The sequence below is a fragment of the Maricaulis alexandrii genome (assembly GCF_005871165.1).
GTDB classification, from domain to species: Bacteria; Pseudomonadota; Alphaproteobacteria; order Caulobacterales; family Maricaulaceae; genus Maricaulis; species Maricaulis alexandrii.
In genome coordinates, this window is the sequence record NZ_SWKP01000007.1 from 278,176 (window position 1) to 303,511 (window position 25,336).

A 25,336-nucleotide genomic window follows, 5' to 3' on the forward strand; every position below is an offset into this window, starting at 1 on the left:
CCGCCCGTGTTCGTGGGCGGCCTATTTTTTTGGGGGGTAGGGCGTACGCGATGTGGCACTCAACCGACAAGCTCGACCATCCGTCATCCCACGGTGACGGCAAGGCCGGCATCCGGGGGACCTGAGCTCACCCGCCGACCGGTTGGTCGAGGTCCCCCGGACAAGCCGGGGGATGACGGTTGAAAAGGGATGGATTTTGATGCCGAGGAAGAGGGAGTCTTCACCCTTTACCCCTCTCCCCGGCAGGGGAGAGGGGGTGCTGAAACCACTCAGACCCCGCGATTGATCGCCGCCTGGATCAGACGCATCGCGTCATCGCTGTCCCATTCTGCCGGCGCGGTCAGGCGGCCGATCTCGCGGCCCTGGCGGTCATAGAGGATGGAGGTCGGCAGGCCGGGCGTCTGGATGCGGGTGAAGCTGGCCAGATGGGTGTCGTGGATTATCGGCAATTCGGCCAGGTCATAGCGCTCGAAAAAACTGACCGCATCGTCGAGCGACCGGTCCAGGCTGATCGTCACGACCTGGAACTCATCCCCGCCCATTTCCGCCTGAAGACGGTTGAGGGCCGGCATTTCCTCGACACAGGGCCCGCACCAGGTGGCCCAGAAATTCACCAGGATGACCTGGCCGCGATAGTCCGACAGGCGGACTTCATTGCCCGACGCATCCGCATAGACCACATCGGGCTGGGCCGGGGGCTCATCCAACGAGGTGAAGGCCCGCATTTCGCCCTGGGCGTAGCTCGACAGGCTGCCCTGGTCGCCCGAATTGCTGCCGCTGATGAAGGCGATGGAGACAAAACCCACCACAAGGATTGCGGCCATGCCAAAAATGGCTATTCCAAGTGGTGATTTCATTTCGTCATCTCCTTGACCGCAGGAAGCCCATGTCTGACAAGCCCGCGTCCTCCAAATCCAGCGCCATGTGGGGCGGCCGGTTTTCCGCCGGACCGTCTGCCGTCATGGAAGCCATCAATGCCTCGATCGATGTCGACAAGCGGATGGCGGACCAGGATATCGACGGATCCCTCGCGCATGCGCAGATGTTGGGCGAAACCGGGGTGATTTCAAGCGAGGATGCTGCGGCGATCCGCGCCGGGCTGGAAAAGGTCCGCACGGAAATCCACGCCGGCGACTTTCCCTGGTCGGCAGCACTGGAAGACGTCCACATGAATGTGGAGGCGCGTCTCAAGGAAATCATTGGTGAACCGGCCGGCCGGCTTCACACGGGCCGCTCGCGCAATGACCAGGTCGCGACGGATTTCCGCCTCTGGCTGCGCGATGCCTGCGACCGGATCGATGCCATGCTGGCGGCCTACCAGAAGGCGCTCGTCGACCAGGCCGCCGCCCATGTCGACCAGGTCATGCCCGGCTTCACGCATTTGCAGACCGCCCAGCCTGTTTCGCTGGCCCACCACCTCCTCTCCTATGTGGAGGTCGCCCAGCGCGATCGCGGCCGTTTCGCCGACGCTCGCAAACGCCTCAATGAAAGCCCGCTGGGCTGTGCCGCCCTGGCCGGAACGGCCTTCCCGATCGACCGCGACATGACCGCCAGGGCGCTGGGCTTTGACCGGCCGATGGCCAACTCGCTGGACGGGGTCGCCGCTCGCGACTTTGCCCTGGAAGTCCTTAGCGCCGCGGCGATCTGTGCAGTCAACCTGTCCCGCTTTGCCGAAGAGATCGTGCTGTGGTGCACGCGCCGCTTCCAGTTCGCCACCCTGTCGGATGCCTGGTCGACCGGCTCCTCCATCATGCCGCAAAAGCGCAATCCGGACGCGGCCGAACTGGTCCGCGCCAAGCCGGGCCGCATCATCGGCTCGCTGACCGGTCTTCTGACTGTCGTGAAAGGTCTGCCACTGGCCTATTCCAAGGACCTTCAGGAAGACAAGGCGCCGGTCTTCCAGGCCATTGATGACCTGGAACTGGCCCTGCTCTCCATGGCCGGCATGGCCGCCGATCTGAGCTTCAATGGCGCCGCCATGGAAGAGGCCGCCGGTGAGGCCTATTCCGACGCCACCGACCTGGCCGACTGGGTCGTGCGCGAACTGGGCAAGCCCTTCCGCGACGCGCACCACATTTCCGGCTCCATCGTCAAACTGGCCGAGGCCAAGGACGTGCCGCTGGCCGCCTTGAGCCTGGAAGAGATGCAATCGGTCGATCCGGACATCGACGACAGCGTGTTTTCCGTGTTGAGTGCCCGGGCCAGCATGAACAGCCGCACCAGCTATGGCGGCACATCGCCCGTGCGGGTGCGTGAACAGGTCGAGGCCTGGCAGGCCCGCCTGCGTGAAAGGGAGACATCATGACCAGGAAATCCGGCGCCATTCTTGTGCTGACGCTGACATCGCTCGGCCTGACCGGCTGCGGTCTGCGCGGCGAGCTGGAACGCCCCGATCCCCTCTGGGGCAATCCGCAGGACTATGAATCCTCCGACACCGCCGACGAGGCGGATGAGGGCGAAAGCTGAGCCTGCCAGTTCTCAAAAACGTAATGCAGCCGGCTCTCGTCTAATCATGTGGGCGTGCTAGGCTTTTTCCATGCGTTTCGGTTCGCTCTCCACGGCGTGGCTTGCCCTCGTCTGGGAACGCTCGGTTCCCGTGCTCTGGCCTGGTTTGGCCGGGCTGGGCCTGTTTGCGATCCTCTCCCTGCTTGGGCTTTGGGACCAGTTTGGTGACCCTTGGCGCGCCCTGACAGCCGCCGCCCTCCTGGGCCTGGCCATCTGGCAGACGGGCCGGGGTGTCTCGCGCTTTGCCTGGCCGACACCGGATGACACGGCGCGCCGGGTTGAAATCGACAGCGGCATCGAAGCCCGCCCGCATGAAGCCCTGACCGATGCGCCGGTGGAAAGCGATCCGCCGGCCCTTCGCGTCTGGCAGGAACACCAGTCCCGCATGGCAGCCCGCCTCGCGGATGCGCGTGCCCGCCGTCCGCATGCCGCCTGGGCCTATGCCGATCGCTGGGCCCTGCGCGGTATCATCGCGCTTTTCCTGGCGACGTCCTGGTTCATTGCCGGACCGGCCGCCCGCGACCGTCTCGGCGAGGCCTTCAGTCCATCGCTCATCCTGGCCGGGGGCGAGACCCTGTCGATCGATGCCTGGATCGATCCGCCGGCCTATACCGGCCGCCCGCCGGTTTTCCTCGCCGAGGGCGACCGCACCGCAGAAATCCCCGCCGGCTCCACCTTCGTCACCCGCATTGCCGGCAGCCGCCGCGCGCCGCATCTCACCCTGCGCAGCGATGGTGATGTCACCCGGACGACCGGCTCGGAAATCGGCGCGGGTGTCTGGGAAGCGCGTCTGGAGATCACCGGGGATTCCACCCTGCGCCTCGCCGCGCCGGGCACACGGGAAAACTGGACGCTGACCGCCATTCCCGACAATCCGCCCCGCATCCGTCTTCTGGCTGTGCCCGACGCCACGGCCGCCGGAGAACTCGATCTGCGCTTTTCGGCCGAGGATGATTACGGCGTCACCGGCTATGCCATGGAATTCCGCCCGGAAGACGATGACACCGCCGAATGGGAACGACTGGAGATCGATCCGGTCTCCGTCACGCCGGCGCGCGAGGAAGAGGGCCAGTCCACCTTGCTGGAAACCGCCCGCCATCCGCTGGCCGGGTCTCGCGTCAACATCCGCCTGATCGCCAGCGATGCGGCCGGCAATGAAGGCGTCTCACCCGAACTGGGTGTCACCCTGCCCGAACGCGTTTTCCTGGACGCGCTCGCCCGGGCTGTGGCCGAACAGCGCCGCGGCGTGATGGACGCCGATGACGCCTATGCCCCCCTGGCCGAGCGCGCCGTCCGCTTCCAGGAAGACATTCCGCCCGGGCCACCCTATCTCGCCGAGGAACCCCAGCGCCGCATCGAGCGCGCGCCGGAGGGGCTGCAGCACGCGGCCCGGGCCCTGGATGCGATCTCCGATGCGCCGGTCTATTTCTTTGACGACCCCGTGGTCTATCTGGGTATTCGCGAGACCGTGCACCGCCTGCGCCGCAGCCGCGACCAGTCTGACCTGGAAGGCCTGGAAACCGATCTTTGGAATATCGCCTTGCGCGCCGAACTGGGTTCGCTCGCCGATGCCGAAGCCGCCCTGCGCGCCGCCGAACGGGCCCTGATGGAAGCCCTTGCCCGCGGCGCTGACGAGACCGAGTTGGCTGCCCTGTTCGAGGCCTATCAGCAGGCCATGGAAAATTACATGGCCGCCCTCGCCCGCGAAGCCGCCGAAGAAGGCAATTTCGCGGAAGGCGGCAATGGGCCGCAAATGGACAATGCCGCGCTCCAGGAAATGCTGGAAGCCCTGCGCGAGGCGGCCGAGCTGGGCGATACGGCCGATGCCCGCCAGGCCCTGGCCGCCCTGTCGGAAATGCTGCGCAACATGCAGATCCAGCTGGGCCAGGGATCCGGCGAAGGCGAACAGGACGATCCCGTCTCCGAAGCCATGCGCGAAGCCCTGGAAGAACTGGGCGAGATGATTGGCGAGCAGCGTGACCTGCAGGACCAGACTTTCTCGCTGAACCAGCAGCAACAACAATCCGGTGGCAATTCCCCGCCCTCCGGCGGTCAGCCGCAAGGCGGACAGACCGGCGAAGGCCCGCAAACCCTGGCGGAGAACCAGAGCGGCGGGGCCCAGTCCGCCCAGCAATTGGCAGACGCCCAGGGCCAGCTGGCCGAACGCTTCGGCCAGTCCTCCGAAAGCGTGCCCGGCGAAGGCAGCCAGGAGAATATGGACGGGGCCGGCCAGGCCATGGGCCAGGCCGAGGAGGCCCTGCGTCAGGGCGATACGGAAGGCGCGCTCGCCGCCCAGGAGGATGCGCTCGCCGAATTGCGCGCCGGTGCCGAAGCCCTGGCCCGTGAACTCCTGGAACGGATGGAAGACGGGCAGGGTCCCGGTGCCGAAGGCGAAGAGGAGCGCGACCCGCTCGGCCGCCCGGCCGAAGGCGCCTTTGCTGACGGGTCCGGTGTGGACGTCCCCGACGAGATGAGCCGGGCCCGCGCCCGCGAAATCCTGCAGCGCCTGCGCGATCGCGCCGCCCAGAGCGGCCTGACCCAGGAAGAGCTCGACTATATCGAACGCCTGCTCGACCGCTTCTGATCGCCCCATTTGTGGTTAATGGGCAACACCGCGATTTTTTAGCAACTTTGGGAGTTGATCCCGGCCGCGAGCTGGCGCATTACCCGCGCCCTTCGCTGAGCCGTGGCTCGTGAGACCACACCGGCGCGGTGGGCCCTGCCCGTCCCGTGTTCCGGATCGGCGAATTGCTTGGATAGCTAAACGGTAAAGCACATGATTGCGGTTCATGAATTTCGGGGTTCGAGTCCCCGTCCAAAATTCCAAACTCCTCAATTGGTTGCGAACCAAGTTGTATCCGGCTGCCAGGAGCGTTCGCGCCCCTGTTCGACCGTGACCGTGCGTGAGCCTGCTTACGCCCTGTCACACCCGTCAGCCCGGCAGACGGCACATGCGCTTTGCGGTGTGCAGGATACCGGCTTCGGGAAAGAGCCTGAGGGCTCGCTGACCGGGAGAGATCGCGCCGCCTGACGGCCATCTCTCCTCGCGGCGGGTCCCTCTAGGCCGGGACCCGTCGTCTGAATGCACACCCCGTGCGTGTTCCGTCGAATGGTCCTGGCAGTCCTGCCAAGCCCTTTTCAACGCCAACACAAGAAAGGCCTAGAACAATGATCTACAAGACGGCCGTTTTGGCCGAACATGAACGCGGAGTTCTGCTGCGCGATCAAACCGTCATCGACCTGGTGAAGCCGGGCCGGCACCGCTGGCTCGACCCGTGGGACCGCCTGCGCCTGGAAATCTTCGACACCGACCGTGTCGTGATGGACAGCACTTGGGCCAACCGCATCCTGCGCCAACATCCGGACCTGGCCGGCGACGACTTCGTCTTCGTCCGCCCGGAGGCCGGACAATTGGCGCTCATCATGCTGGACGGCGCGCCCTACACGGTCGTCGCCCACGGGATGAACCGGGCCTTCTGGACCGTGATGCACGATCTCGATGTGGAGATGGTGGATCTCGCCGAAGCGGACCGGATCGATCCGCGCCTGGCCGATCGCTGGGCTGTCGCCGCAGGCACGTCCATCGTTCGGGCCATGGTCGGAACGCGGGAATCCGGTCTGCTCTACGTGGACGGGGCGCTGCGCGAACAGCTCGCCCCGGGACGTCACGCCTTCTGGGCGGCGGACCGGAGCGTCCGGGTCGAGGTCGTCGATCTGCGGGAAACCGCCCTGGACGTGGTCGCACAGGAAGTCCTGACCAAGGACCGGGTCACCATCCGGCTCAACCTGACCGCCTTCACCCGGATCACCGATCCGGTGGCGCGGGCAACCGGGCTGAGCGATGCCGAAGGGCATGTCTACAAGCTGATCCAGTTCGCGGCGCGTGAAGCCGTGGCGGGCCGGACGCTGGACACGCTGCTGCGGGATCGCGTGGAGATCGACCGGGAGATCACGGCCCATGTCCGTGAGCGCCTGGCCGAAACCGGGATGGCCGTCTCCGATCTGCGGATCAAGGATGTCATCCTGCCCGGTGACATGCGCGAGATGCTGAACAAGGTGGTGGAGGCGGAGAAGGCCGCCGAAGCCAATCTGATCCGGCGTCGCGAGGAAACCGCGGCAACGCGGTCCCTGCTCAACACGGCGCGGCTGATGGATGACCATCCCGGCCTGATGCGCCTGAAGGAGCTGGAAGCGCTGGAACGGCTGACCGAGAAGGTCGGACGGATCGACGTCCACCAGACGTCCGAAGGGGCCGGACTGCCGGCCCTGCTGGAAACCCTGATGGGCCGCACCAAGACGGACACCGTCTAGACAGGGCGGGCTGGCCGAGGCCGGTCCGCCCTTTTGCCTGTCAGCGCGGGCTAGTGATGATCCGAACTGGCGTGCTGGTCTTCGGGCGCAGCAGCCGCCGGTGCGTCATGAGACGGTTCGGAATGGTCCGGCCCGGGCGCGTGCGCCTCCGGGTCCGCCTCAGGCTCTGCATTGCCGGTGGCGGCCCGTGCCATCAACAGGACCTCAACCTCGACCGCTTCCGGCGGCGGATCGGACACGACCGTGCTGAAGGTCCGGCGACGCCCGGCCAGGACATCCCCGGCCGGCATGGAAATCTGCCATTCCAGCAGGCTCTCGCCATGCTCGTCCCGCAGGATCGCCCGCAAGCCCGGGACAGCGCGGGCGCGTCGGTCGAAATTGTGGATGTCGCCCTCGACCACGAGCAGCGGCACACCGTGGGCGGTATCGCGGCGGATATCCAGTTCACCGACGGAAAAACCGTAGGGATTCACGGTGGCCCCGACTGCAGCATAGGCCGACGAGGCTCGCGGCCACAAAGTCACCACATCGACACGGAAAATCCACGCACAGACGAACAGGACCATGCAGGCCGCCAGCAATCCGCCCCAGGCGCCGCCGGCGGCAGCCATGGACAGGGTGTGACGCTTGCGCTCCTGACGGGCCCGGAAGGCCTTGTGCGGCATGCTTTCCGGTTCGGGCGCCGCAGGGGTTTCTGCTGCGGGCTCGACTTGCGGAGCGTCCTGAACCGTTGGAATCTCGGCTTCTGCGGTCCATACATGTCCGCAGGATGCGCAACGCACACGCCGGCCGGTCGCGCCAATCGACTCCGGATTGGCACGGTAGCGCGTGGAACAGGACGGGCAGCTCAGTACTATGCTCATTGCGAGTCTTCGACGTCCTACTTGGCTCACCCGCGTCAGTGGAGGTTCTCCATCAACCCGAGTATGACCGCTTCCCCGCACAGCGATCCCGAACCGGTCGTCCGCTTCGACAATGTCGGCATGCGGTACGGGCGCGGCCCGGAGATTCTGCGCGATTTGTCATTTGATTTACCACGCGGTTCTTTCCAATTCCTCACCGGACCGTCCGGTGCGGGCAAGACATCGCTGTTGAAACTCATCTATCTCGCCGCAAAACCGTCCCGCGGGCTGATTTCCTGCTTCGGTCGCGACGTCGCGACCCTGCCCCGCGACGAGCTTCCGGATTTGCGGCGGCGTATTGGCGTGGTTTTCCAGGAATTCAGATTACTCAATCATTTGAGCGTGTTCGACAATGTGTCCCTGCCGCTTCGGGTCGCCGGAAAGAAACGGTCGGAGTATGCCGAGGACGTCGCCGAACTGCTCGCCTGGGTCGGACTGGGCGACAAGATGTCGGCCCTGCCTCCGACCCTGTCAGGCGGTGAACAACAGCGGGTCGCCATCGCGCGGGCCGTGGTCGGACAGCCGGAAATCCTCATTGCGGACGAACCGACGGGCAATGTCGATCCGGAAATGGGCATGCGCCTGCTGCGTCTTTTTGCCGAACTGAACAAGCTGGGCACGACGATTGTCATCGCCACCCACGATCTCCAGCTCGTGCGCATGGTGGATGCCCCGGTCATGACCCTGGCCAATGGTCATCTCCATATCCGGCCGCCGCGCAGTCAGCGTCAGCGCGAGGCCGAACTGCGTGAAGCGGAGCGCCGTGATGCGGATGACCGGCCGACCGCGACCGTCCCGATGGGCCCGGAGCCGAGCGCGCAGGACGCGGCGGACGATCTCGATGACGAGGATCCCATGGACGCGGTCGCCCGGGCCATGGAAATGCCCGATGAAGACGATACAGATGACGGGGAGGATCGCGATGCATGACGATCTTCCGCGACCGCCATCGGGTGGGTCCGGCCGCCTTCTCCCGCCCGATGCCGGGCGTGACCGCCCGCTTTTCCTGGTCGCCGCCATCCTGGTTTTCCTGGCCTGTATTGCTGCCCTCGGCGCCCGGGGTGCCTGGCACCAGGCGCAGAACTGGACGACGGAGCTGGAAAGCAGCCTGACCATCCAGATCCGCCCCGTCGACGGGCGCGACACCGAAGCCGACACGCAACGCGCCGCCGAGATTGCGCGCGGCATGCCGGGCGTGCAGGCGGCCACGCCGCGGACCCGTGAGGATGCCTTGGCCCTGCTCACGCCCTGGCTGGGTGAAGGCAATCTGCCCGATGACCTGCCCCTGCCCCTGATGGTGGATGTGGAACTGGAACCCCGCGCCGCCCGCGATGACCGGGTCGCGATCAGCGATCTCCAGGCCCGCCTCGACGCCGAAGGCATGGCCGCCAGTGTCGATGACCATTCCCGGTGGGCCCGGGCCGTGCGCCGTGCGGCCGGGACCGCCCAGACGCTGGGCCTGTCCCTGCTTGCCCTGTTGACCGGCGCCGCAGCGGCCGTCATCGCCTTTGCGGCCCGGGCCAGTCTCGCCGCCCGCACGGATGTCATAGACGCCCTGCATCTGTGTGGAGCCGAGGACCGTTTCATTGCCGGCCTGTTCCAGCGCCGCTTCTTCATGCTGGGTGTGAAATCCGGCCTGGTCGGCGCCCTGTTTGCGGCGCTGGTCTCGATAGGGGTCAGTTTCAGCCAGTCACCCGCGGACATGGCGTTTTTCCTGCCACGCTGGGCGGCCAACCCGTTCGAGCTTATTCTTCTGGGAGCCGCGCCATTGCTGGCCGGCCTGACATCGGCCCTGTCGGCCCGGCTGGCTGTCGCCTCCGATCTGCGGGGGCGCTGGTAGGATGCGGCCACAAATCAGCCCCTTTCGCCGGCCCTACTGCCGCGCATGCCGGGACGGCGAGCCAGGGAGAGATGGATGAAACGCAGCTGGGATCTGGCCCGGGCGCTCGCCTTCTTCTTCGTTGTCATCCTGGCGACGGGCTTCATCCTGTTTGCCCTGCGCGTGACCGGTTTCGACCAAAGCCTCAGCGAAGAACCGGCCGATGCGATCATCGTGCTGACCGGGGATACCGGGCGTCTTTCGGCCGGAGCGGACCTGCTGAATGACGGGCATGCCCCGCACCTGCTGATCTCGGGTGTCCACCCGTCAGCCTCGCGCAATGACCTGCTGACCCAGACCGGGCTGAGCGAGGCGGAATTCGACTGCTGCGTCACGCTGGGCCGCCAGGCGACCGACACGATCGGCAATGCCCGCGAGGCCGGTGATCTGGTGCGTGATCGCGGCTATGACCGGCTGATCATTGTCACCTCGGACTACCATCTTCCGCGCAGCCTGCTGGAGATGAAAACCCTGATGCCCGGCGTGGAGCTGATCCCCTATCCGGTCCGCACGCAGCCGCCCTGGCGCAATGCGCGGGTGGCGCGGCTCTGGCTGCTGGAATACGCCAAATACACGACCGTTCAGGTGCGCTATGCCGTCTGGCCCGCACCGCGCAACAGCTAGGACGAAACCGGCCCGATGAAGACGCTGCAATCGCTGATTTTCTACATCTACATGTATGGCCTGATGGTCGTGATGGGCCTGCTGGGCCTGCCGCTCCTGCTGACGCCGCGCACCTGGGCCCGCGCCTGGCTGCGCGTCTATCTCCACATGCTGTGGTTCGGCATGCGCCTGATCTATGGCATCAAGTTCGAGGTTCGCGGCCGCGAGAACCTGCCCGAGGGCGGCGCCCTGATCGCATCCAAGCACATGAGCATGTGGGAGACCCTGGCCTATTGGGGCATTCTCGCCGACCCGGCCATCATCCTGAAGAAATCGCTGATCTATTTCCCCTTCTTCGGCTGGTTCGCGGTGAAGCTGGGCAATATCGCCATCGACCGCAAGGGCGGCGCCCGCGCACTCAAGAAAATGCTGTCCGATGCGGCCCGTCGGGGCGAGGAAGGCCGCCAGGTCCTGATCTTCCCGGAAGGAACCCGTGTGAAGCCGGGCGAAGCACCCGATTTCAAACCGGGCATTGCCGGCCTGTATCTGTCGATGAATGTGCCCTGCGTGCCGGTCGCCCTCAATTCCGGCGTTTTCCTGCACTCCTATTGCGGACTGAAACGCGGCGGCACGATCGTGGTGGAATTCCTCGAGCCCATTCAGCCGGGCCTCGACAAGCCGACCTTCCTGCGGCAATTGCATGAGCGTATCGACACGGCATCCCGTGCGCTCGAAGGCATGAATTAGGGGATGCGTGTTCTGTCGCCGGGCATGTTGGCACCGGCGCGTGTTTTGGGGTCCGGCGCGTCCGGATAGGGTATACGCTTATGGTACGGTCCAAACTGCTCTGGCCGATCTTCGCTATCGTGCTGGTTCTGGTGGCCTATTCGGCTTATTGGGTGTTCGCCAGTCAGCAACTCCGCAAAGGGGTGGATGACTGGATCGCGGAACAGGAAGCCGCCGGTTACACGATCGAGCATGACGGTGTCCGCATCGGCGGTTATCCCTATCGCTTCCAGATCCGCGTCATCAATTCGCGCATCCAGGCCCCCGCGAGCGATGGCGGCTGGCTGGCGCGGTTCGCCGATGTCCGGGCCAATGCGATGCCGCATGACTTCGCCCACTGGATTGTCTCCTTCTACGGCCCGCTCTTCCTTGAGAACCACACCGGCCCCGGCAGCGCGATCGAGGTCAATGCCAGCGATGCCCGGGTCAGCCTGGTCTATGACCGCGACGGCAATACCCAGCGCGTTGGCGCCGAAATCCGCGACTTCGTGGTGACCACCCATGCCGGACAGGCGCCGGACATCCAGTCCGTGGACGCGGTGCTTCTGAACGGATTGGTGGAAGAAGATGACCGTCTGCGCCTGCGCCTGTCGATGAGCGGTGTGACGGCGTCACCCGGCGTTCTGGACAGCGGCGTGGAACGCGAGTTCGGCGATACGGTCGGCACGGCGCGTATCGACCTGGAGGTCTCGCAATGGTCCGCCCTCGCGCGCGGCGCCAATGCCCTGGCCTGGCGGCAGGCCGAGGGCACGCTCCACATCGAGGACAGCGAACTGGAATGGGGCCCGGCCCATATCACCGGCACGGGCGACTTCATCCTGGACGACCAGGCGCGTCCGGATGGCCGGCTGTCCCTGCGCATCACCGATCCGGATGCGCTCGCCAATGCCCTGGTCGAATCCGGGGTCGTCCCGGAAGAGAATGAGCAGGCGCTGCGCCTGGCGGCCATGCTGGCCCCGCGCGGACCGGACGGTGTCTCCCTGCCGTTTCGCATCCACGATGGCGGGGTCTATCTCGGTCCGGTCCGGCTGGGCGGTCTCGACTAGGCCTTCATGAAGTCCGACAAGGCCTCGACCAGGCGGCGGTTCTCATCATCCTTGCCAACCGTGGCGCGCAATGCGTTGGGCAGGCCATAGGGCTCGACGCCCCGGATGATCAGGCCCTTGGAGGTCAGATAGGCGTCGGCATCCGCCGCCGTCTTGCCCGGGGTTTCCGGGAAATGGATCAGCACGAAATTGCAGACGCTGGGTGTCACTTCCAGGCCCAAGCCGCCGATCTGCTGGCGCAGCCAATCGACCCATTTCGCATTGTGCTCGGCGGAACGGCGCATGAAGTCGCGGTCCTGGATCGCGGCAGTGCCCGCTTCGATGGCGGGCAGGTTCACATTGAACGGACCGCGCACACGGTGCAGCACATCGATGATGGCCTTGTTCCCGTAGGCCCAGCCCAGACGGGCGCCGGCCAGGCCGTGGATTTTCGAGAACGTCCGCGTCACGACGACATCATCACGCTCGCGGGCCAGTTCCAGACCGGCAGTGTAATCGGCGGCATCGACAAACTCGGCATAGGCCGCATCGATCACCAGCAGGGTGGTGGCCGGCAGGGCATCGCGCAGACGGCGGATTTCCGCGTCGGAAATGTAAGTGCCGGTCGGATTGTTCGGATTGGCGATGAAGACGATGCGCGCATCATCCCCGGCCGCCTCGATCACCGCATCCACATCCGTGGTGTAATTCTTCTCGGGTGCCGAGACGAGTTCGGCACCACTCTGCATGGCCACGAGGCGATAGACCAGGAAGCCGTATTGCGACTGGACGACCTTGTCGCCCGGATTGAGATAGGCCTTGCCCAGCAGTTGCAGGATCTCGTCGGAGCCACAGCCGCAGACAATGTTTTCCGCTTCCAGACCCTCTTCCTTCGCAATGGCTTCGCGCAGCTTGGTGGCGCCGCCATCGGGGTAGAGGTGCAGGCGGGAAGCCGAGGCTTCGAAGGCCTCCGCGGCCTTGGGCGAGCAGCCCAGCGCGTTTTCATTGGAGGACAGCTTCACCGGGTTGGCGATGCCGGGCGCTTCCGACGATCCGGGCTTGTAGGGGCGAATGTCGAGAATACCGTCGCGAGGCTGAATACCCATAAAATGTCCTCAGGTGTTGGGCGTCCGGTTGGACTGGTTGCGGGGAGATAACGCGGGGCGGCTGCGTCCTTCAAGAGCCGGGGTCCGGGCAGGTGCAGCATGGCCCTTGGGACGCACGGCACCGGTATGCTTGACCGCCTCGGCCAGGATCACACCGCCCAGCCCCGCCCAGGCATGCTCGCCCGCCTCTTCCCAGAGCTTGGCGATGCGCGGATTGTGGGCCCAGTTCCAGGGCGGCGCGTAGAGCGCCCGCGACCAGGCGGAGGGCTCCAGCAGGGCATCTTCCAGGACACTGGATATCTGCTGGCGCGTGAAGGGACGGCCATGACCGAAGGGCGTCTTGTCGGACAAGGCCCAGACTCCGGTCCGCGAGGCCGTGACCAGCATGAGCCGGCCTTCCGGCGCCATGACCCGCCAGACCTCCCGCAAGAGCGTGGACAGGGAGTCGGCCTCCTCCAGGGCATGAACCAGGATGATGCGGTCGAACAGGGCTTCCGGGAAAGGCAGTCTCAACTCGTCGCCCAGCACCACTGGCGGCTCGTCCGCAGCGGGGATGATCGCACCTTGGCCAGCCGGCATGAAGGAGATGCAACGCCGGGCTTCGGCCTTCAGCGGCGCGAGATAGGGTGTGGCATATCCCAGACCCAGAACGTCCAGCCCTTTCGTGGCCGGCCACAGCGCGGCGATGCGCCGGCCAATCATGCGGCGGGCGGTCAGCCCTTTGCGGCTGGCATAGAAACGATTGAGTTCACTGGCATCATGGCGCACTGGCCATACTCCCGGTCCATGGCCTACACATCGAGGTCAGGCCCACACTAGCGAAACCGGCGGTTTGGACAATGAGCGCGCTTGAAATCCGGCAATTTCCTTGCCTGTCAGACAATTACGGCTTCCTCATCCATGATCCGGACAGTGGTGAAACAGTGGTGATCGACACGCCCGATGCCAAGGCCATCGAGGCCGAAGCCGCAGCCGCCGGCTGGACCATCACCCAGATCTGGAACACGCACCACCATTGGGACCATGCCGGGGGCAATACCGAACTGAAAGCAGCCACAAAAGCGCACGTGGTGGCCCCGAAAGCGGATCAGAACCGTATCGAAAGTGTCGACCAATGGGTCCAGGATGGTGACACGGTGATGCTGGGACAGCATCGCGCCGATGTCTATTTCACACCGGGACACACGCTCGGTCATGTCTGCTACCATTTCCCGGACCAGAAGATCGCGTTCGTCGGCGACACGCTCTTCGCGCTGGGATGCGGCCGGCTGTTCGAGGGCTCGCCACAGCAGATGTGGGAGAGTCTCTCACGCCTGATGGACTGGCCGGATGAAACGAAGATCTACTGCGCCCATGAATACACCCAGTCCAATGCCGCCTTCGCGCTGAGTGTGGACCCGGACAATCGCGACTTGCAGGCCTATGCCGCCCAGGTCGAGGCGGAACGGGCCCGGGGCGAACCGACCGTACCGACCACGATCGGCGCCGAGAAAGCCGCCAATCCCTTCCTGCGGGCTGCCGACCCGGCACTGCGGGCCCGGCTGGGCCTGGACAGTGCGGCGGATGCGGATGTGTTCGCGGAAATCCGCCGCCTCAAGGACAATTTCTGACCATGGACAGCACCGCCCGATCCATCATCGAGACCCTCAACATGCAGCCCCATCCGGAAGGCGGCTGGTATGTGGAGACCTTCCGCGACCGTCCCGGACCGGACGGACGTTCCCTGTCGACCGCGATCTATTTCCTGCTGCCGGAAGGCTCGGTGTCGCACTGGCACCGCGTCGATGCCGTGGAGACCTGGCACTGGTATGCCGGCGCGCCGCTGGAATTGTCGATCAGCGAGGATGCCCGGAGCGTGCGGACCGACCGTCTCGGGCCGGACATCACCAAGGGCGAACGGCCCCAGGGCATCGTACCCTTCATGGCGTGGCAGAGTGCCCGCTCGACCGGTGCCTGGACGCTGGTCGGCTGCACGGTGGCGCCGGGGTTCCAGTTTGAAGGGTTTGAGCTGGCCGAACCGGGCTGGGCACCGGGCCAGGCCTAGATTGGCCTAGATCGGGTTCAGGATGGCTTCGGCGATATAGGCCGAGCTCGGACGGCCGGCAAAGCCCAGTTCGGGCACGATGGTCACAACCAGGGCACCGCCATCACGTTCGGCACCGGGCTGGCTGCCGAGCACGATGTTCACATGCTCCACCTCACGCGTGCGCCGGCGGTCGGTGCCCGCCAGGGCAAAGGCGCGCTCGATCAGATTGAAGGCATCGAACTGGACACCCAGACCGGCGCGCGGGGCCGGCGAGTATTCCACCTGCAGATCCCGGTTGAGCGAATAGGCCAGATATTCGGCCAGCGCTTCGGCGCGGTCGCGCACTTCACCCGGCGCGCGCGGCGTGGGCGTCATGGCACCGGACGGGCTGGCGAATTCCACGATCACGCCATCCGGTGCATCCGCGGGGAAATAGGTGGCGCCGCCGAGACCGGTGATCCGGATCACTTCGCGACCGGTATCGGTGATGTAGGCCGTGCCGCCGCCGGGCGCACGATTGGGATAGAGGACCAGGACTTCGGCATCCTGCGCATCGCGCTCGCGCAGCAGGGCAGCCTCGCCGGAACGGTCGAAGAGGAAGAACTCCCCGGTATCGGCCCGCTGGTACCAGCCGGTCAGTTCTGCGGAGCGGTCATTGCGCAGCAACCGGTCCCGCAGCGGGTTGGGCTGCAGGGCGGAGACCGCACCGGCGAAAAGCACGGCGGACAATATGGCAACAAGAAATCGCGTCATCCCGGGACTCTTATTCTTCCGCAAGAGGGCAAATTTGGGGCAGGACCTGAAATTCCTCAGGTCATGTACTGCCCGCCATTCGCCGTCAGGGTCGAGCCCGTCATGAAGGCGGCAGCATCGGAACACAGGAAGGCGACCAGGGCACCGATCTCCTCGGCCTCGCCGAGGCGCCCCGCAGGGATGCCGGACACGATCTTTTCCAGAACGGCCTCGGGCACGGCGGAGACCATCTCGGTGGCGATATAGCCCGGGCAGATCGCGTTCACGGTAATGCCCTTGCTGGCATTCTCCTGGGCCAGCGCCTTGGTGAAGCCGATCACCCCGGCCTTGGCGGCGGAATAATTCACCTGGCCCATCTGCCCCTTCTGGCCATTGATCGAGGAGATGTTGATGATCCGGCCCCAGCCGCGATCCCGCATGCCCAGGATCACCGGGCGAGTGCAATTGAACAGGCTGTCCAGATCGACATTGAGCACCTCGCGCCATTGCTCCGGGGTCATCTTGTGGAACATGCCGTCGCGCGTGATGCCGGCATTGTTCACCAGGATGTCGATCGGCGCGCCGAGCATCTGTTCGGCCTCGGCCAGGCCGGTCTGGCAGGCGGCATAATCCCCGACATCGAACTTCACCACCGGTATGCCGGAGGCCTCGGAAAAGGCGCGCGCGGCTTCGTCATTGCCGGCGTAATTGGCGATCACCGCATGACCAGCCGCTTTCAGGGCCTGGCTGATCGCCGCCCCAATCCCCCGGGTTCCACCGGTCACAATCGCCGTGCGTGTCATTCCATCCCCCATCGTCTGCGGCTTTGACCGTCTGACGTTTTGAACCGATTTGCCTTCGCGCTTGCAGCACACCCTGTCATGGGCGTACACCTGTCATGAAATATCAACACGCCCGTGTCGAGCAAGAACCAAACGACACGAAAATAAAGGGCGTGCCACAGGGGAGTAAGCGGTGACCAAATCGAACGGGAAATCGTCGGAAATCGTCATCAAGAAGTATGCGAACCGGCGGCTCTACGACACGTCGACCAGTCAGTATGTGACATTGGATTATCTCAGGGACCTGGTGAAGAAGGGTACGGACTTCCAGGTCATTGACGCCAAGAGCGGGGAAGACCTCACCCGCGGCGTCCTCGCCCAGATCATTTTCGAGGAAGAAGCCCGCGGCGCCAATCTGCTGCCGGTGGACTTCCTGCGCCAGCTGATCGGCTTTTACGGCGACAGCCTGCAGAGCGTCGTGCCCGGCTATCTGCAGATGTCGATGAATTCCTTTTCCCAGCAGCAGGAAGAATTCCGCGACCGGATGACGGAAGCGATGACCTCGCCCCAGGCCTCCATGGCCATGATCGAGGAACAGACCCGCCGCAATATGGAAATGTTCGGCCAGGCGATGCGCATGTTCTCGCCCTTCACGGCGGCCTCCGGGGCTGCACCGGCTTCCGGCGAAACCGCCCCGGCCAGCGAGACCGAGGACAAGAAGGAGGGCGATGACGTCGCCGCCATGCGTGAAGAGCTGGACGCCATGCGTGCCAAGCTGGACCAGCTGCTCGACACCAAGAAATAGCCACGCCGGCCGCCCCGTTCCCGAACGGGCCGGGCCGCGTTAACACTTTCGTATCGATATGAACCAGCCGGCCCGGAAATCGGGCCGGCTGGTGTGTTTTTACAACCCGTAAACCGTGGTTTTGGCCCGAAAAGCCGGTTAACCTCTCATTAAGAGTTGGCATCCGGCTTGCGAAGACAAGGGCATGACCACGATCCGCAACGCATATCCTGTCCCGACCCCGACCAGCCGTCGCATTGCGCCGGCCGGCCGTACACGCGGATCGAATGATCGTCCGCCGCGGCAGGACGCAGCGATGTCTCCTGTCCCGACCCCGCATTCGACCGAGCGTGAAAGCGCCCGCTCCTATGTGCGCTCGCGTCCCGCCACGGCGGAAGTCATGGTCCAGATCATCGGCGACACGCCGCGCCGCGGCCTGAAGGCCGAGGCCAGTGAAGTGGAACGCTTCCGCCGCACCTATGAACAGGCCGCCCAGCCCCTGCGCCCGACGGCCCCCAAATGGGAGCGCTGCGCATGAGCCTCTCCAGCTTCACCACCCGCCGCACCGGTTTCTGGATCGATGTCAGCCTCGGCGCCGGATTATTGTTCGTGCTGCTGTAAGTGCCGAACGAGCCGCCCGATGGGCGGCTTTTTTGTGCGCAGCATTGAGTGCGGCACGGCCCAGCCCTTCCCTTGTCATCCCTGACGAATGCCCCCGACTTGATCGGGGGCGCAGATCAGGGACCCATTTGCGCCCCGTCGCACGATAGGTCCCGGCTCTATGCCCCGCTTTCGCGGGGAGAAAGCCTGCGCCCGCGAAAGCGGGTGGCCGGGATGACAATGCGGGGTGCTAATCACCGATCCGACTGACAACATCACGAGGCTCGATGCCACCCAGGGAAACATAGAGATCATCCCAGTCAGGATTGTCCTGTTCGATCAGCTCGATCTTCCAGTCCCGTCGCCAACGCTTGATCCGCTTCTCACGCGTGATGGCATTGTTCACCAGATCGTGGTGCTCGAACCAGACCAGGCGGGATACGCCATACTTGCGGGTGAACCCGTCCGCCTGTCCCAATTTATGCTCGTACACCCGGCGCATGAGATCATTCGTGACACCGCAATACAGCGTCCCCATGCGCCGGGACGCCAGCAGGTACACATAGTAGCTCCGCTCCATAATGCACTTATAAGTTGCGTTTTGTGGTTTGTCATCCCTGACGGATGCCCGGCCTTGAGCCGGGCGCAGATCAGGGACCCATTTCGCCGCGCGGCACAATAGGTCCCGGCTCTATGCCCCGCTTTCGCGGGGCGACCGGCCGGGATGACAAGAAGTAGTTCTGACTATACGTGCGCGGGTCCCCCGGATGCCCCACGGGCACCGGGGGATGACGGTGGGTTTGAACGGGTTGAAACAACAAAAAACGCCGCCCCAAACGGAGCGGCGTTTCTGTTACGCGCTATGTCAGTTCGGCTTATTCGCCGCCGACGGCCAGGTCGCGGCGGGCCGCGACGATGGTGACCACGAAGCCGGCCACGGTGTCCATGAGCGCCATGATGGTGATCAGGAAGAAGACCGAGGTGCCGAAACGGCCGACCAGAAGGAAGAGCGCCATCGCGATCACGAAGACCAGCATGGACAGGCCGTGATTGATGATGGTGGCCGTGCCGGTGCCGGCCGACTTCACCAGTTCGATGAACATCATGATCATGCCGATGATGATCAGAAGATCGCCCAGCTTCATCGCCCACGGTCCGGAGACCAGCGGGATCGAGAAGAGCGTGTTGTCCATCATGGCCGCGGCCGAAGCCGGATCGCCGCCGGCAAAGATGACAATCGCCGAATAGATGATCACCGGAATGATCAGCAATGGAACAATATTGAACATGGAACCTCCCCCATTTCCGCTGCCCCGCGCGCGTTGCGCCTGATTGGCAGCCGTCATACCCAACAATACGCCGTTATCTCCCCCGCCGGCCATATCGTGTCCTTTCAAACTATGGGCCAGACATGGCCCTTGAACCCTAGAACTCGTCGCTTCCGCGCGGATTGCGCGCCCGCGAATTTAACCACATTACGCCCATCATGTCTGTCAAAGAGGCGAAAAGACGGCCAAAATTCGTATATTTCGACGATCCGATCGTGCGATGGCGGTGTGTGACCGGCCGGAATTCGCACAAATAGCCCTCGCGATTCATCAGCGCCGGCAGGAAACGGTGCTGGTGGTCGAAGAAGGGCAGTTCCAGATAGGCCGCGCGTTTGAAGGCCTTCAGCCCGCAGCCGGTATCATTGCAATTATCGTTGAGCATCGCCTTGCGGATGCCATTGCCGAAGCGTGAGGCGAACTTCTTCCAGGCACTGTCCTGGCGATTGGCCGAACGGTCGCCGCCGACCAGGGCCAGATTGTCCGGCGCATCATCCCGGATCAGCGCATCGACCACGGTGGGCAGGTTTTCCGGCGGGTTCTGGCCATCCCCGTCCAGTGTGCAGATCACGGCGCCGCGCGCATGCATGACCCCGGTGCGCACCGAGCGCGACTGGCCGGCATTATGCCGGTGCGCGATCACGCGCAGCATCGGCAATTCCGTCTTGGCGTCGATCAATTCCTGGCGGGTCGTATCGCTGGAACAGTCGTCCACAAACAGGATTTCGAACTCACGGCCGCTCAGCGCCTCGGCAATCTCACGGGCCAGGGGCACCACATTTCCGGCCTCGTTATAGGCGGGGACGACAACGGAGATTTGGGGTTTGGTCATGACGGTCTGGCTTACAGGTGTCTGGTTGTGCTTGCGAAACAGGGGCTGCCCGTTACATACCGGTTCTGGCTCATGACGCGAGGGATTTCTCACCTCGCGCAGTCTCGGAGGCATCATGACCGAATTGGCCCGCGGCGTCCGCGCCTATGTCATCATCGGCCTGCTGGCGGCCCTGTCCGCCCTGGCGGGGATCTTCACCCTGCCGCCACTGGACCGGGATGAAAGCCGCTTTGCCCAGGCCACGGCGCAAATGCTGGAGACCGGGAATTTCGTCGAGATCAACTTCCTCGACACCGAGCGCAACAAGAAGCCGGTCGGCATTCACTGGATGCAGGCGGTGACGGTTGCCGCCCTCTCCGATGCCGAGGCGCGCGAGATCTGGGCCTATCGCATCCCCTCCCTTCTGGGCGTGATCCTAGCCGCGCTGGCCGCCTTCTGGGGCGGCTCGAAACTGATCGGGCGCGAGGCGGCCTTTGCCGGTGCGGCCCTGTTCGCCACCACCATCCTGCTGGGCATTGAAGGCGGGATCGCCAAGACCGATGCCATGCTCGCCGGGTGCACGACCCTGGCCATGGCCGCGCTCATGAATGCACGCGGCGGTGACAGTCCGGGCTGGAAAACCGCCCTCCTCTTCTGGTTCGCCATCGGGCTGGGTGCGCTGATCAAGGGACCGGTGACGCCCATGGTGGCCGGTCTGGCGATCATTGCCCTATTGATCTGGGAACGGGAGTGGCGCTGGCTGAAGCCCGTCCTGACCTGGTGGGGACCGATCCTCGCCATTTCCATGGTCGTGCCCTGGCTGGTCTCCATCCAGATTGCCACTGAAGGCAATTTCCTGCGCGAAGCGCTGGGCGATGACCTGGGCCCGAAACTGGTCTCCAGCCATGAACGCCATGGCGGACCGATCGGTTATCATCTCCTCCTCCTGCCGCTTTTGCTCTTCCCGGCAACGCTCTTCCTGGTGCCGGGCGTGGGACGCCTGGTCGGCGCGATCCGGCAGAAGACGGACATGGCCGGTGCGGCGCGCTTCCTGGTGTGCTGGGCCGTGCCGACCTGGCTGGTCTTCGAACTCCTGCCGACCAAACTCCCGCACTATGTCCTGCCCGCCTATCCGGCCCTCGCCCTGGCGGCTGGCTGGGGGCTGGTGGAGCTGGTCAAGGCGCAGGCCTGGCAGCGCTGGGTCAGCTGGGGGTTGTTTGCGTTTGCGGGTGTCGTGTTTGCCATCGTGATCCCAGTGGCGTTTGTGATGTATGGCAATAATGCCAGCTGGGATGCGGTCCGCCTCTCCCTCGCCGGTTTCCAGGGCGGGTTCGATCTGGGCCTCGACCCGGCCGTGGCCGCCCGGGTGTTCATCGCCAGCGCAATTTTCGTCGGCCTCACTGCCGCCGCCCTGGTCAGCGATAGGGTGAAGCCGGGCGTGCTCGCCCTGGTCTTCGCCGTGCTGGCCGGACTGGGCTGGCAACTCGCCGCCCGCGGGGCGGCCTTACCGAATGCTTTTGCGGTTCGGCTGGCCGATCAGGTGCGCGCGGCGCGGGAAAACTCGGAGACGATCACCGGCCTGTCGCCCGATGAGATCGTGACCGCCTCCAGCTATACCGAACCCAGCCTCGTCTTCTCGCTGGGATCCGATACGGTTCTGGGCTCGGCTGACGAAGTGCTGGCCTTCGCGGAGAGCCGTGAGGAGCCGACCATGGTGGTGCTGGACTTGTCGCGGGAGCCCGGTTTGCGCAATTTCTTGCTCTATCAACGCGGCTCTGACTCAGCCGACGGAACGGGTCTACCAGACTGGCTCATCGCTCGCGGACGCACTGCATTCCACGGTATGCGGGATGACCTCCAGAACAGCTTGCCTGAGGCCGGAGACAGCCAGCTGGCCAATGCAGGGTGGATGCTGACGCTTCGAGATCTCGGTGCTTGCCCCGCGCGAACGCTGGCGTCCGGAACCAATTATTCCCGCGGCGACGAGACCGTTTTGGTGATCCTCTTCACGCGATGCGCCCCATCAAATGCAAATGATGTCCGTGTGATGACGCGGATCCTGCCCAACCCCAATGCAACCGAGACCAACCCCAATGACCCGCAAGATTGAAATCGTTGAAGTCGGGCCGCGTGACGGTCTGCAGAATGATCCGGCGATGATGTCGACGGACACCAAGATCGAGTTTGTCGAGCGGCTGATCGCTTCCGGGGTTCGGCGGATGGAAGCGGCCAGCTTTGTCCATCCCAAACTCGTGCCGGCGATGGCCGACAGCGACGCCGTCATGCAGCGCGTGCCGCGTCAGGACGGGGTGAAATATATCGGGCTGGCGCTCAATGAGCGCGGCATGCGCCGGGCGCTGGAGGCGGGCTGTGACGAGGTCAATTACGTCATGGTGGCGTCGGAAGGCTTCGGCCTGAAAAACCAGAATGCCACGCCGGACCAGACCGCCGACCTGTTCGACCGGATCGCCGTGCTTGCCCATGATGAGGGCACCCCGGTCTCGGTGACCGTGTCGGTGGCCTTTGGTGATCCGTTTGATGGTGAGGTGGATCCGGCCGTTGTGGCGCGTCTCGCTGGCCGGGCGCGGGCGGCAGGTGCGGTCGAGTTTGCCATGGGCGACACGATCGGTGTGGCCGATCCCTGGGCGGTGCGGCGCATGCTGGATTTGGTGCGGGCCGAGAGCGGGGATATGCGCCTGCGCATGCATTTCCACAACACGCGCAATACGGCGATGGCGAATATCTATGCCGCCGTCGAGGCCGGTGTGGACGTCATTGATGCCTCGGTCGGCGGGATTGGGGGCTGTCCCTTTGCGCCGGCGGCGACGGGCAATGTGGCGACCGAGGATGTTGTCTACATGCTGGAGCGTGGCGGCTATGAGACGGGGCTGGACCTGGACAGTCTGATCGAGACGGCGAAATGGCTGGAGACGGAAGGGCTGAAACACCCGGTCGACAGCGCGCTCTCCCGCGCCGGCGGATTTCCGAAACCGGCCTGAGGCCTAGCTGCGCGCGGCGCGATGGGCCTTGAGGCGGCGCAGGCGACGGACCACGGCGCGGCGGTGCAGGGCGGCCTGGGCCCAGCCGCGCAGGCGCAGATAACTGGCGCGCCCCCACAGGGCCGCAAAGATCGGTCCGATCAGCGCCATCGTCGCCAGGCGCTGCACCGGACCGGGATAGTATTTCCAGAAATACTTCACGAAGCCGAGCCCCTTATGGGTCTCGACAAAGAAGGGCGAGGAATGGCTCGTCCCGCCATAATGCTTGATGTTGGCGCGCGGCTCGAACCAGACGGAGCCGCCCCGCTCGCGGATTTTCCGGCACAGATCGATATCCTCGACATGCAGGAAATAGCGTTCGTCGAACCCGCCGATCGCCAGGAAATCATCGCGCCGCATCATCAGGGCGGCGCCGGAGACGACCGGCATCGGCTCCATCGCTTCGGACAGGGGCCGGTTCTCATAGTGCAGATTGCGCATGCCCGGCAGGAAACGGTCGAGCGCGAAGAAGGTGGACAGGGCCGAGGCCGGGGTCAGCTCGCCGCGACGGCCGCCGCGCTGTTCGGTGCCGTCGGCATTGGTGATGCGCGCGCCGATCGCCCAGAGCGCCTCATCCTTGAGTTCCGCTGCCGACGCTTTCAGCCGGCTCGCCACGCCGGGCGCCAGGACCGCATCGGGATTGAGAAAGAGGACATAATCGCCATTGGTCCGCCGGGCGCCGATATTGCAGCCCTTGGCGAAACCCAGATTCCCGCCGGTCTCGATCAGCACGAATTTGTCTGTGTTGGAGGCCATGGCCCGCAGGGCGCGGATCAGCTCGGGCGGATTGCCGTGATTGACCAGGACAAACTCGTCGACACCGGGCGCGGCCAGGATCGAGGCCACGGCTTCCAGCAGGCGCGGACCGGTCTGCCAGGCGACCGTCACGACACTCAGACGCGCAGGCGCAGTCATGCCGGGCGCTTCGCTCCGAGGAAGAAGACCGACGTCGCTGCCAACGCTACTGTCCCTTGGTGCCATTCCTGCCAGACCCCGTAGGAGAATACGATCAGGGAAACATAGGCCACGAAGACCCAGACGACCCCCATAGCCTGAATACGTGACAGTTTTGGTGCGGCGGCGATACGGCCCCCCATGGCCACCAGTGCTGCAGCCAGCAGCACGGCACCAACTGCTCCGGTCTCAAGCCAGACATGCAAAGTGGCATTGTGCGGGTGCATCGGCAAGGCCTCCACGTTGAAACCTTGCAACACCAGCTCGCGATTCAAGGGGCGCGAGGCGTCCAGCCCGTAACCGAACCACGGGTTTTCCCGAATTAATTCACCCGCATAGCTCCATATCTCCAAGCGCCAGACCCAGGAGAGCGGCAAAGCGTCGCGAAGATCGTCCGGCAGGGCGGCAATGACCTCGGGAAGGGCCAGGGGCATCACGACCAGCATGCCGGCAGTCACGCCGAAGGCGCCCGCCACCACGGTGCGGGGCCAGAAAGCCGCCAGAAGCGTGGCGCCGCTGGCCAGGATGAAGGCCGCCGCATTGACCTCAATGCCATAGGAGAAAGCGGCCAGGGCGGCCATCGCGACAAAAACCGCACCGATCAGGACGCCCCCCTCGCGCCAGGCGATCAGTGCGGCCGGGACGGCCAGCAGGATGAGTGGAACGGCGGCATGGCCCAGATTGCGGTTCACGAACGTGGCGACATCGGCCGCCGGCATGCCGGAGAAGTCCTCTTCCGCCAGCTTGAAAGCCAACGTGTTCACCCCGTCGAACATCGCCTCATAGACCAAGAAGAGGCCGAGGGAGAGCAGCAGGAAGAAGATCGCCGCCTCGACCCGCCGCTGCCACGCCCCCTCCAGCGCCCCGATCCGGGCCGCGAAAAGGATGTAGAGCGGGATGCCCAGACAGGTCCGCCAGATCTGTCCGGGATCGTCATGCGGCGACCAGAGATAGCTCAGCGCCACCCAGACCAGGAAGAAGCCGCCGAAAACGGCGGCCCAGGGAATGCGGCGGATCTGCCAGAATTTGGGATCCACCGGCACCGCCGCCATGGCCAGCAGCGAGACCCAGGGCGCGATCAGGAGGCTGCCCGCAATCGCGAAGACGAGAGACAGGCCGAAACCGGCAATGCCGGCAATCCCGGCTCTCGTATCATCGCGCACGGTC

General features: G+C 64.8%; 25 protein-coding genes, 1 tRNA gene and 1 pseudogene. 16 read left to right on the forward strand and 11 right to left on the reverse strand.

Annotated features, from left to right (window positions below):
- Positions 1-269: 269 nt before the first annotated feature.
- Complete coding sequence (locus FCS99_RS10430) at positions 270-857, reverse strand: TlpA family protein disulfide reductase (protein ID WP_138512251.1); 588 nt, start codon at positions 855-857, stop codon at positions 270-272.
- Positions 858-886: 29 nt separating this feature from the next.
- Here FCS99_RS10430 and argH point away from each other — a divergent pair, with 29 nt between their 5' ends.
- The 5 genes from argH (at position 887) to FCS99_RS10450 (ending at position 6,816) form a co-directional block, all read left to right on the forward strand.
- Positions 887-2,305 (forward strand): argininosuccinate lyase, encoded by a 1,419-nt coding sequence (argH, locus tag FCS99_RS10435; protein ID WP_138512253.1) that lies wholly within the window; start codon positions 887-889, stop codon positions 2,303-2,305.
- Positions 2,302-2,466, forward strand: coding sequence for an LPS translocon maturation chaperone LptM (lptM, locus tag FCS99_RS16125; RefSeq protein ID WP_171036329.1), 165 nt, complete (start codon positions 2,302-2,304; stop codon positions 2,464-2,466). Before argH ends, lptM begins: the two co-directional genes overlap by 4 nt.
- Before the next feature lie 70 nt (positions 2,467-2,536).
- Positions 2,537-5,089, forward strand: a complete 2,553-nt coding sequence (locus FCS99_RS10440) for a DUF4175 domain-containing protein (RefSeq protein WP_138512255.1) — start codon at positions 2,537-2,539, stop codon at positions 5,087-5,089.
- Positions 5,090-5,252: 163 nt separating this feature from the next.
- Positions 5,253-5,331 (forward strand) — tRNA-Arg (locus FCS99_RS10445).
- Positions 5,332-5,673: 342 nt separating this feature from the next.
- Positions 5,674-6,816 (forward strand): slipin family protein, encoded by a 1,143-nt coding sequence (locus tag FCS99_RS10450; RefSeq protein ID WP_138512257.1) that lies wholly within the window; start codon positions 5,674-5,676, stop codon positions 6,814-6,816.
- A 50-nt stretch (positions 6,817-6,866) separates the two neighbouring features.
- On the opposite strand, the gene FCS99_RS10455 is transcribed toward FCS99_RS10450, so the two are convergent.
- Positions 6,867-7,679 carry an MJ0042-type zinc finger domain-containing protein gene (locus FCS99_RS10455; protein ID WP_138512259.1) on the reverse strand — a complete coding sequence of 271 codons (813 nt, stop codon included), beginning with the start codon at positions 7,677-7,679 and terminating at the stop codon, positions 6,867-6,869.
- A gap of 63 nt (positions 7,680-7,742) precedes the next feature.
- On the opposite strand from FCS99_RS10455, the pseudogene ftsE reads away from it, so the two are divergent.
- From ftsE to FCS99_RS10480, 5 genes and pseudogenes are all read left to right on the forward strand, one after another.
- A pseudogene (gene ftsE / locus FCS99_RS10460) lies at positions 7,743-8,426 on the forward strand (cell division ATP-binding protein FtsE); the annotation flags it as partial.
- A 214-nt stretch (positions 8,427-8,640) separates the two neighbouring features.
- Complete coding sequence (locus FCS99_RS10465; RefSeq protein ID WP_138512260.1) at positions 8,641-9,558, forward strand: cell division protein FtsX; 918 nt, start codon at positions 8,641-8,643, stop codon at positions 9,556-9,558.
- A gap of 75 nt (positions 9,559-9,633) precedes the next feature.
- Positions 9,634-10,221 carry a YdcF family protein gene (locus tag FCS99_RS10470; protein WP_171036330.1) on the forward strand — a complete coding sequence of 196 codons (588 nt, stop codon included), beginning with the start codon at positions 9,634-9,636 and terminating at the stop codon, positions 10,219-10,221.
- A 15-nt stretch (positions 10,222-10,236) separates the two neighbouring features.
- On the forward strand, positions 10,237-10,947 hold the full coding sequence (locus FCS99_RS10475) for a lysophospholipid acyltransferase family protein (RefSeq protein ID WP_138512264.1): 711 nt from the start codon (positions 10,237-10,239) through the stop codon (positions 10,945-10,947).
- An 80-nt stretch (positions 10,948-11,027) separates the two neighbouring features.
- Positions 11,028-12,032 carry a DUF2125 domain-containing protein gene (locus FCS99_RS10480; RefSeq protein ID WP_138512266.1) on the forward strand — a complete coding sequence of 335 codons (1,005 nt, stop codon included), beginning with the start codon at positions 11,028-11,030 and terminating at the stop codon, positions 12,030-12,032.
- On the opposite strand, the gene hisC is transcribed toward FCS99_RS10480, so the two are convergent.
- Both hisC and FCS99_RS10490 read right to left on the reverse strand, forming a co-directional pair.
- Positions 12,029-13,117, reverse strand: a complete 1,089-nt coding sequence (hisC, locus tag FCS99_RS10485; RefSeq protein ID WP_138512268.1) for a histidinol-phosphate transaminase — start codon at positions 13,115-13,117, stop codon at positions 12,029-12,031. The two genes, FCS99_RS10480 and hisC, sit on opposite strands and share 4 nt — an antisense overlap.
- Before the next feature lie 9 nt (positions 13,118-13,126).
- Positions 13,127-13,885: a class I SAM-dependent methyltransferase gene (locus FCS99_RS10490; RefSeq protein ID WP_233352754.1), complete on the reverse strand. Its 759-nt coding sequence runs from the start codon at positions 13,883-13,885 to the stop codon at positions 13,127-13,129.
- Positions 13,886-13,956: 71 nt separating this feature from the next.
- Here FCS99_RS10490 and gloB point away from each other — a divergent pair, with 71 nt between their 5' ends.
- Positions 13,957-14,727, forward strand: a complete 771-nt coding sequence (gloB, locus tag FCS99_RS10495; RefSeq protein WP_138512270.1) for a hydroxyacylglutathione hydrolase — start codon at positions 13,957-13,959, stop codon at positions 14,725-14,727.
- A 2-nt stretch (positions 14,728-14,729) separates the two neighbouring features.
- Positions 14,730-15,161 (forward strand): cupin domain-containing protein, encoded by a 432-nt coding sequence (locus FCS99_RS10500; protein ID WP_171036331.1) that lies wholly within the window; start codon positions 14,730-14,732, stop codon positions 15,159-15,161.
- Positions 15,162-15,167: 6 nt separating this feature from the next.
- Here the strand turns inward: FCS99_RS10500 and FCS99_RS10505 are convergent, their stop codons facing one another.
- Together FCS99_RS10505 and phbB are read right to left on the reverse strand one after the other, a co-directional pair.
- Positions 15,168-15,896 (reverse strand): DUF4908 domain-containing protein, encoded by a 729-nt coding sequence (locus FCS99_RS10505; protein WP_138512274.1) that lies wholly within the window; start codon positions 15,894-15,896, stop codon positions 15,168-15,170.
- Positions 15,897-15,952: 56 nt separating this feature from the next.
- Entirely contained in the window at positions 15,953-16,678 is a 726-nt protein-coding gene (phbB, locus tag FCS99_RS10510) for an acetoacetyl-CoA reductase (protein ID WP_138512276.1), read from the reverse strand.
- A gap of 172 nt (positions 16,679-16,850) precedes the next feature.
- Between phbB and phaR the strand changes: the two genes are divergently transcribed.
- Both phaR and FCS99_RS10520 read left to right on the forward strand, forming a co-directional pair.
- Entirely contained in the window at positions 16,851-17,462 is a 612-nt protein-coding gene (gene phaR / locus FCS99_RS10515) for a polyhydroxyalkanoate synthesis repressor PhaR (RefSeq protein WP_138512279.1), read from the forward strand.
- A gap of 295 nt (positions 17,463-17,757) precedes the next feature.
- Positions 17,758-17,979, forward strand: a complete 222-nt coding sequence (locus FCS99_RS10520; RefSeq protein WP_138512281.1) for a hypothetical protein — start codon at positions 17,758-17,760, stop codon at positions 17,977-17,979.
- Positions 17,980-18,291: 312 nt separating this feature from the next.
- On the opposite strand, the gene FCS99_RS10525 is transcribed toward FCS99_RS10520, so the two are convergent.
- The 3 genes from FCS99_RS10525 to FCS99_RS10535 all read right to left on the reverse strand — a co-directional run bounded on the left by FCS99_RS10525 (position 18,292) and on the right by FCS99_RS10535 (position 20,198).
- Positions 18,292-18,621, reverse strand: coding sequence for a GIY-YIG nuclease family protein (locus FCS99_RS10525; protein ID WP_138512283.1), 330 nt, complete (start codon positions 18,619-18,621; stop codon positions 18,292-18,294).
- A 295-nt stretch (positions 18,622-18,916) separates the two neighbouring features.
- Positions 18,917-19,330 (reverse strand): hypothetical protein, encoded by a 414-nt coding sequence (locus tag FCS99_RS10530; RefSeq protein WP_233352755.1) that lies wholly within the window; start codon positions 19,328-19,330, stop codon positions 18,917-18,919.
- 136 nt (positions 19,331-19,466) lie between these two features.
- Positions 19,467-20,198, reverse strand: coding sequence for a glycosyltransferase family 2 protein (locus tag FCS99_RS10535; RefSeq protein ID WP_138512287.1), 732 nt, complete (start codon positions 20,196-20,198; stop codon positions 19,467-19,469).
- Between the two features lie 115 nt (positions 20,199-20,313).
- On the opposite strand from FCS99_RS10535, the gene FCS99_RS10540 reads away from it, so the two are divergent.
- Both FCS99_RS10540 and FCS99_RS10545 read left to right on the forward strand, forming a co-directional pair.
- Positions 20,314-22,287 carry an ArnT family glycosyltransferase gene (locus FCS99_RS10540; RefSeq protein WP_138512289.1) on the forward strand — a complete coding sequence of 658 codons (1,974 nt, stop codon included), beginning with the start codon at positions 20,314-20,316 and terminating at the stop codon, positions 22,285-22,287.
- On the forward strand, positions 22,271-23,176 hold the full coding sequence (locus FCS99_RS10545) for a hydroxymethylglutaryl-CoA lyase (RefSeq protein ID WP_138512291.1): 906 nt from the start codon (positions 22,271-22,273) through the stop codon (positions 23,174-23,176). The genes FCS99_RS10540 and FCS99_RS10545 overlap by 17 nt, the downstream gene beginning before the upstream one ends.
- Before the next feature lie 3 nt (positions 23,177-23,179).
- Here FCS99_RS10545 and FCS99_RS10550 read toward each other — a convergent pair whose 3' ends face one another.
- Both FCS99_RS10550 and FCS99_RS10555 read right to left on the reverse strand, forming a co-directional pair.
- Positions 23,180-24,130, reverse strand: coding sequence for a glycosyltransferase family 2 protein (locus FCS99_RS10550; protein ID WP_171036332.1), 951 nt, complete (start codon positions 24,128-24,130; stop codon positions 23,180-23,182).
- Complete coding sequence (locus FCS99_RS10555) at positions 24,127-25,332, reverse strand: O-antigen ligase family protein (protein WP_138512294.1); 1,206 nt, start codon at positions 25,330-25,332, stop codon at positions 24,127-24,129. The genes FCS99_RS10550 and FCS99_RS10555 overlap by 4 nt, the downstream gene beginning before the upstream one ends.
- Positions 25,333-25,336: the final 4 nt, after the last annotated feature.

Excerpts from the sequence above, each read along its gene's own strand:
- FCS99_RS10525 (WP_138512283.1), bottom strand. The coding sequence starts at position 18,621 with ATGGAGCGGAGCTACTATGTGTACCTGCTGGCGTCCCGGCGCATGGGG.
- FCS99_RS10440 (WP_138512255.1), top strand. The coding sequence starts at position 2,537 with ATGCGTTTCGGTTCGCTCTCCACGGCGTGGCTTGCCCTCGTCTGGGAA.
- FCS99_RS10505 (WP_138512274.1), bottom strand. The coding sequence starts at position 15,896 with ATGACGCGATTTCTTGTTGCCATATTGTCCGCCGTGCTTTTCGCCGGT.
- hisC (WP_138512268.1), bottom strand. The coding sequence starts at position 13,117 with ATGGGTATTCAGCCTCGCGACGGTATTCTCGACATTCGCCCCTACAAG.
- FCS99_RS10545 (WP_138512291.1), top strand. The coding sequence starts at position 22,271 with ATGACCCGCAAGATTGAAATCGTTGAAGTCGGGCCGCGTGACGGTCTG.
- FCS99_RS10530 (WP_233352755.1), bottom strand. The coding sequence starts at position 19,330 with ATGTTCAATATTGTTCCATTGCTGATCATTCCGGTGATCATCTATTCG.
- FCS99_RS10470 (WP_171036330.1), top strand. The coding sequence starts at position 9,634 with ATGAAACGCAGCTGGGATCTGGCCCGGGCGCTCGCCTTCTTCTTCGTT.
- FCS99_RS10475 (WP_138512264.1), top strand. The coding sequence starts at position 10,237 with ATGAAGACGCTGCAATCGCTGATTTTCTACATCTACATGTATGGCCTG.
- FCS99_RS10520 (WP_138512281.1), top strand. The coding sequence starts at position 17,758 with ATGTCTCCTGTCCCGACCCCGCATTCGACCGAGCGTGAAAGCGCCCGC.
- FCS99_RS10430 (WP_138512251.1), bottom strand. The coding sequence starts at position 857 with ATGAAATCACCACTTGGAATAGCCATTTTTGGCATGGCCGCAATCCTT.
- lptM (WP_171036329.1), top strand. The coding sequence starts at position 2,302 with ATGACCAGGAAATCCGGCGCCATTCTTGTGCTGACGCTGACATCGCTC.
- FCS99_RS10540 (WP_138512289.1), top strand. The coding sequence starts at position 20,314 with ATGACCGAATTGGCCCGCGGCGTCCGCGCCTATGTCATCATCGGCCTG.
- FCS99_RS10450 (WP_138512257.1), top strand. The coding sequence starts at position 5,674 with ATGATCTACAAGACGGCCGTTTTGGCCGAACATGAACGCGGAGTTCTG.
- FCS99_RS10465 (WP_138512260.1), top strand. The coding sequence starts at position 8,641 with ATGCATGACGATCTTCCGCGACCGCCATCGGGTGGGTCCGGCCGCCTT.
- FCS99_RS10535 (WP_138512287.1), bottom strand. The coding sequence starts at position 20,198 with ATGACCAAACCCCAAATCTCCGTTGTCGTCCCCGCCTATAACGAGGCC.
- argH (WP_138512253.1), top strand. The coding sequence starts at position 887 with ATGTCTGACAAGCCCGCGTCCTCCAAATCCAGCGCCATGTGGGGCGGC.
- phbB (WP_138512276.1), bottom strand. The coding sequence starts at position 16,678 with ATGACACGCACGGCGATTGTGACCGGTGGAACCCGGGGGATTGGGGCG.
- gloB (WP_138512270.1), top strand. The coding sequence starts at position 13,957 with ATGAGCGCGCTTGAAATCCGGCAATTTCCTTGCCTGTCAGACAATTAC.
- FCS99_RS10455 (WP_138512259.1), bottom strand. The coding sequence starts at position 7,679 with ATGAGCATAGTACTGAGCTGCCCGTCCTGTTCCACGCGCTACCGTGCC.
- FCS99_RS10480 (WP_138512266.1), top strand. The coding sequence starts at position 11,028 with ATGGTACGGTCCAAACTGCTCTGGCCGATCTTCGCTATCGTGCTGGTT.
- FCS99_RS10500 (WP_171036331.1), top strand. The coding sequence starts at position 14,730 with ATGGACAGCACCGCCCGATCCATCATCGAGACCCTCAACATGCAGCCC.
- FCS99_RS10550 (WP_171036332.1), bottom strand. The coding sequence starts at position 24,130 with ATGACTGCGCCTGCGCGTCTGAGTGTCGTGACGGTCGCCTGGCAGACC.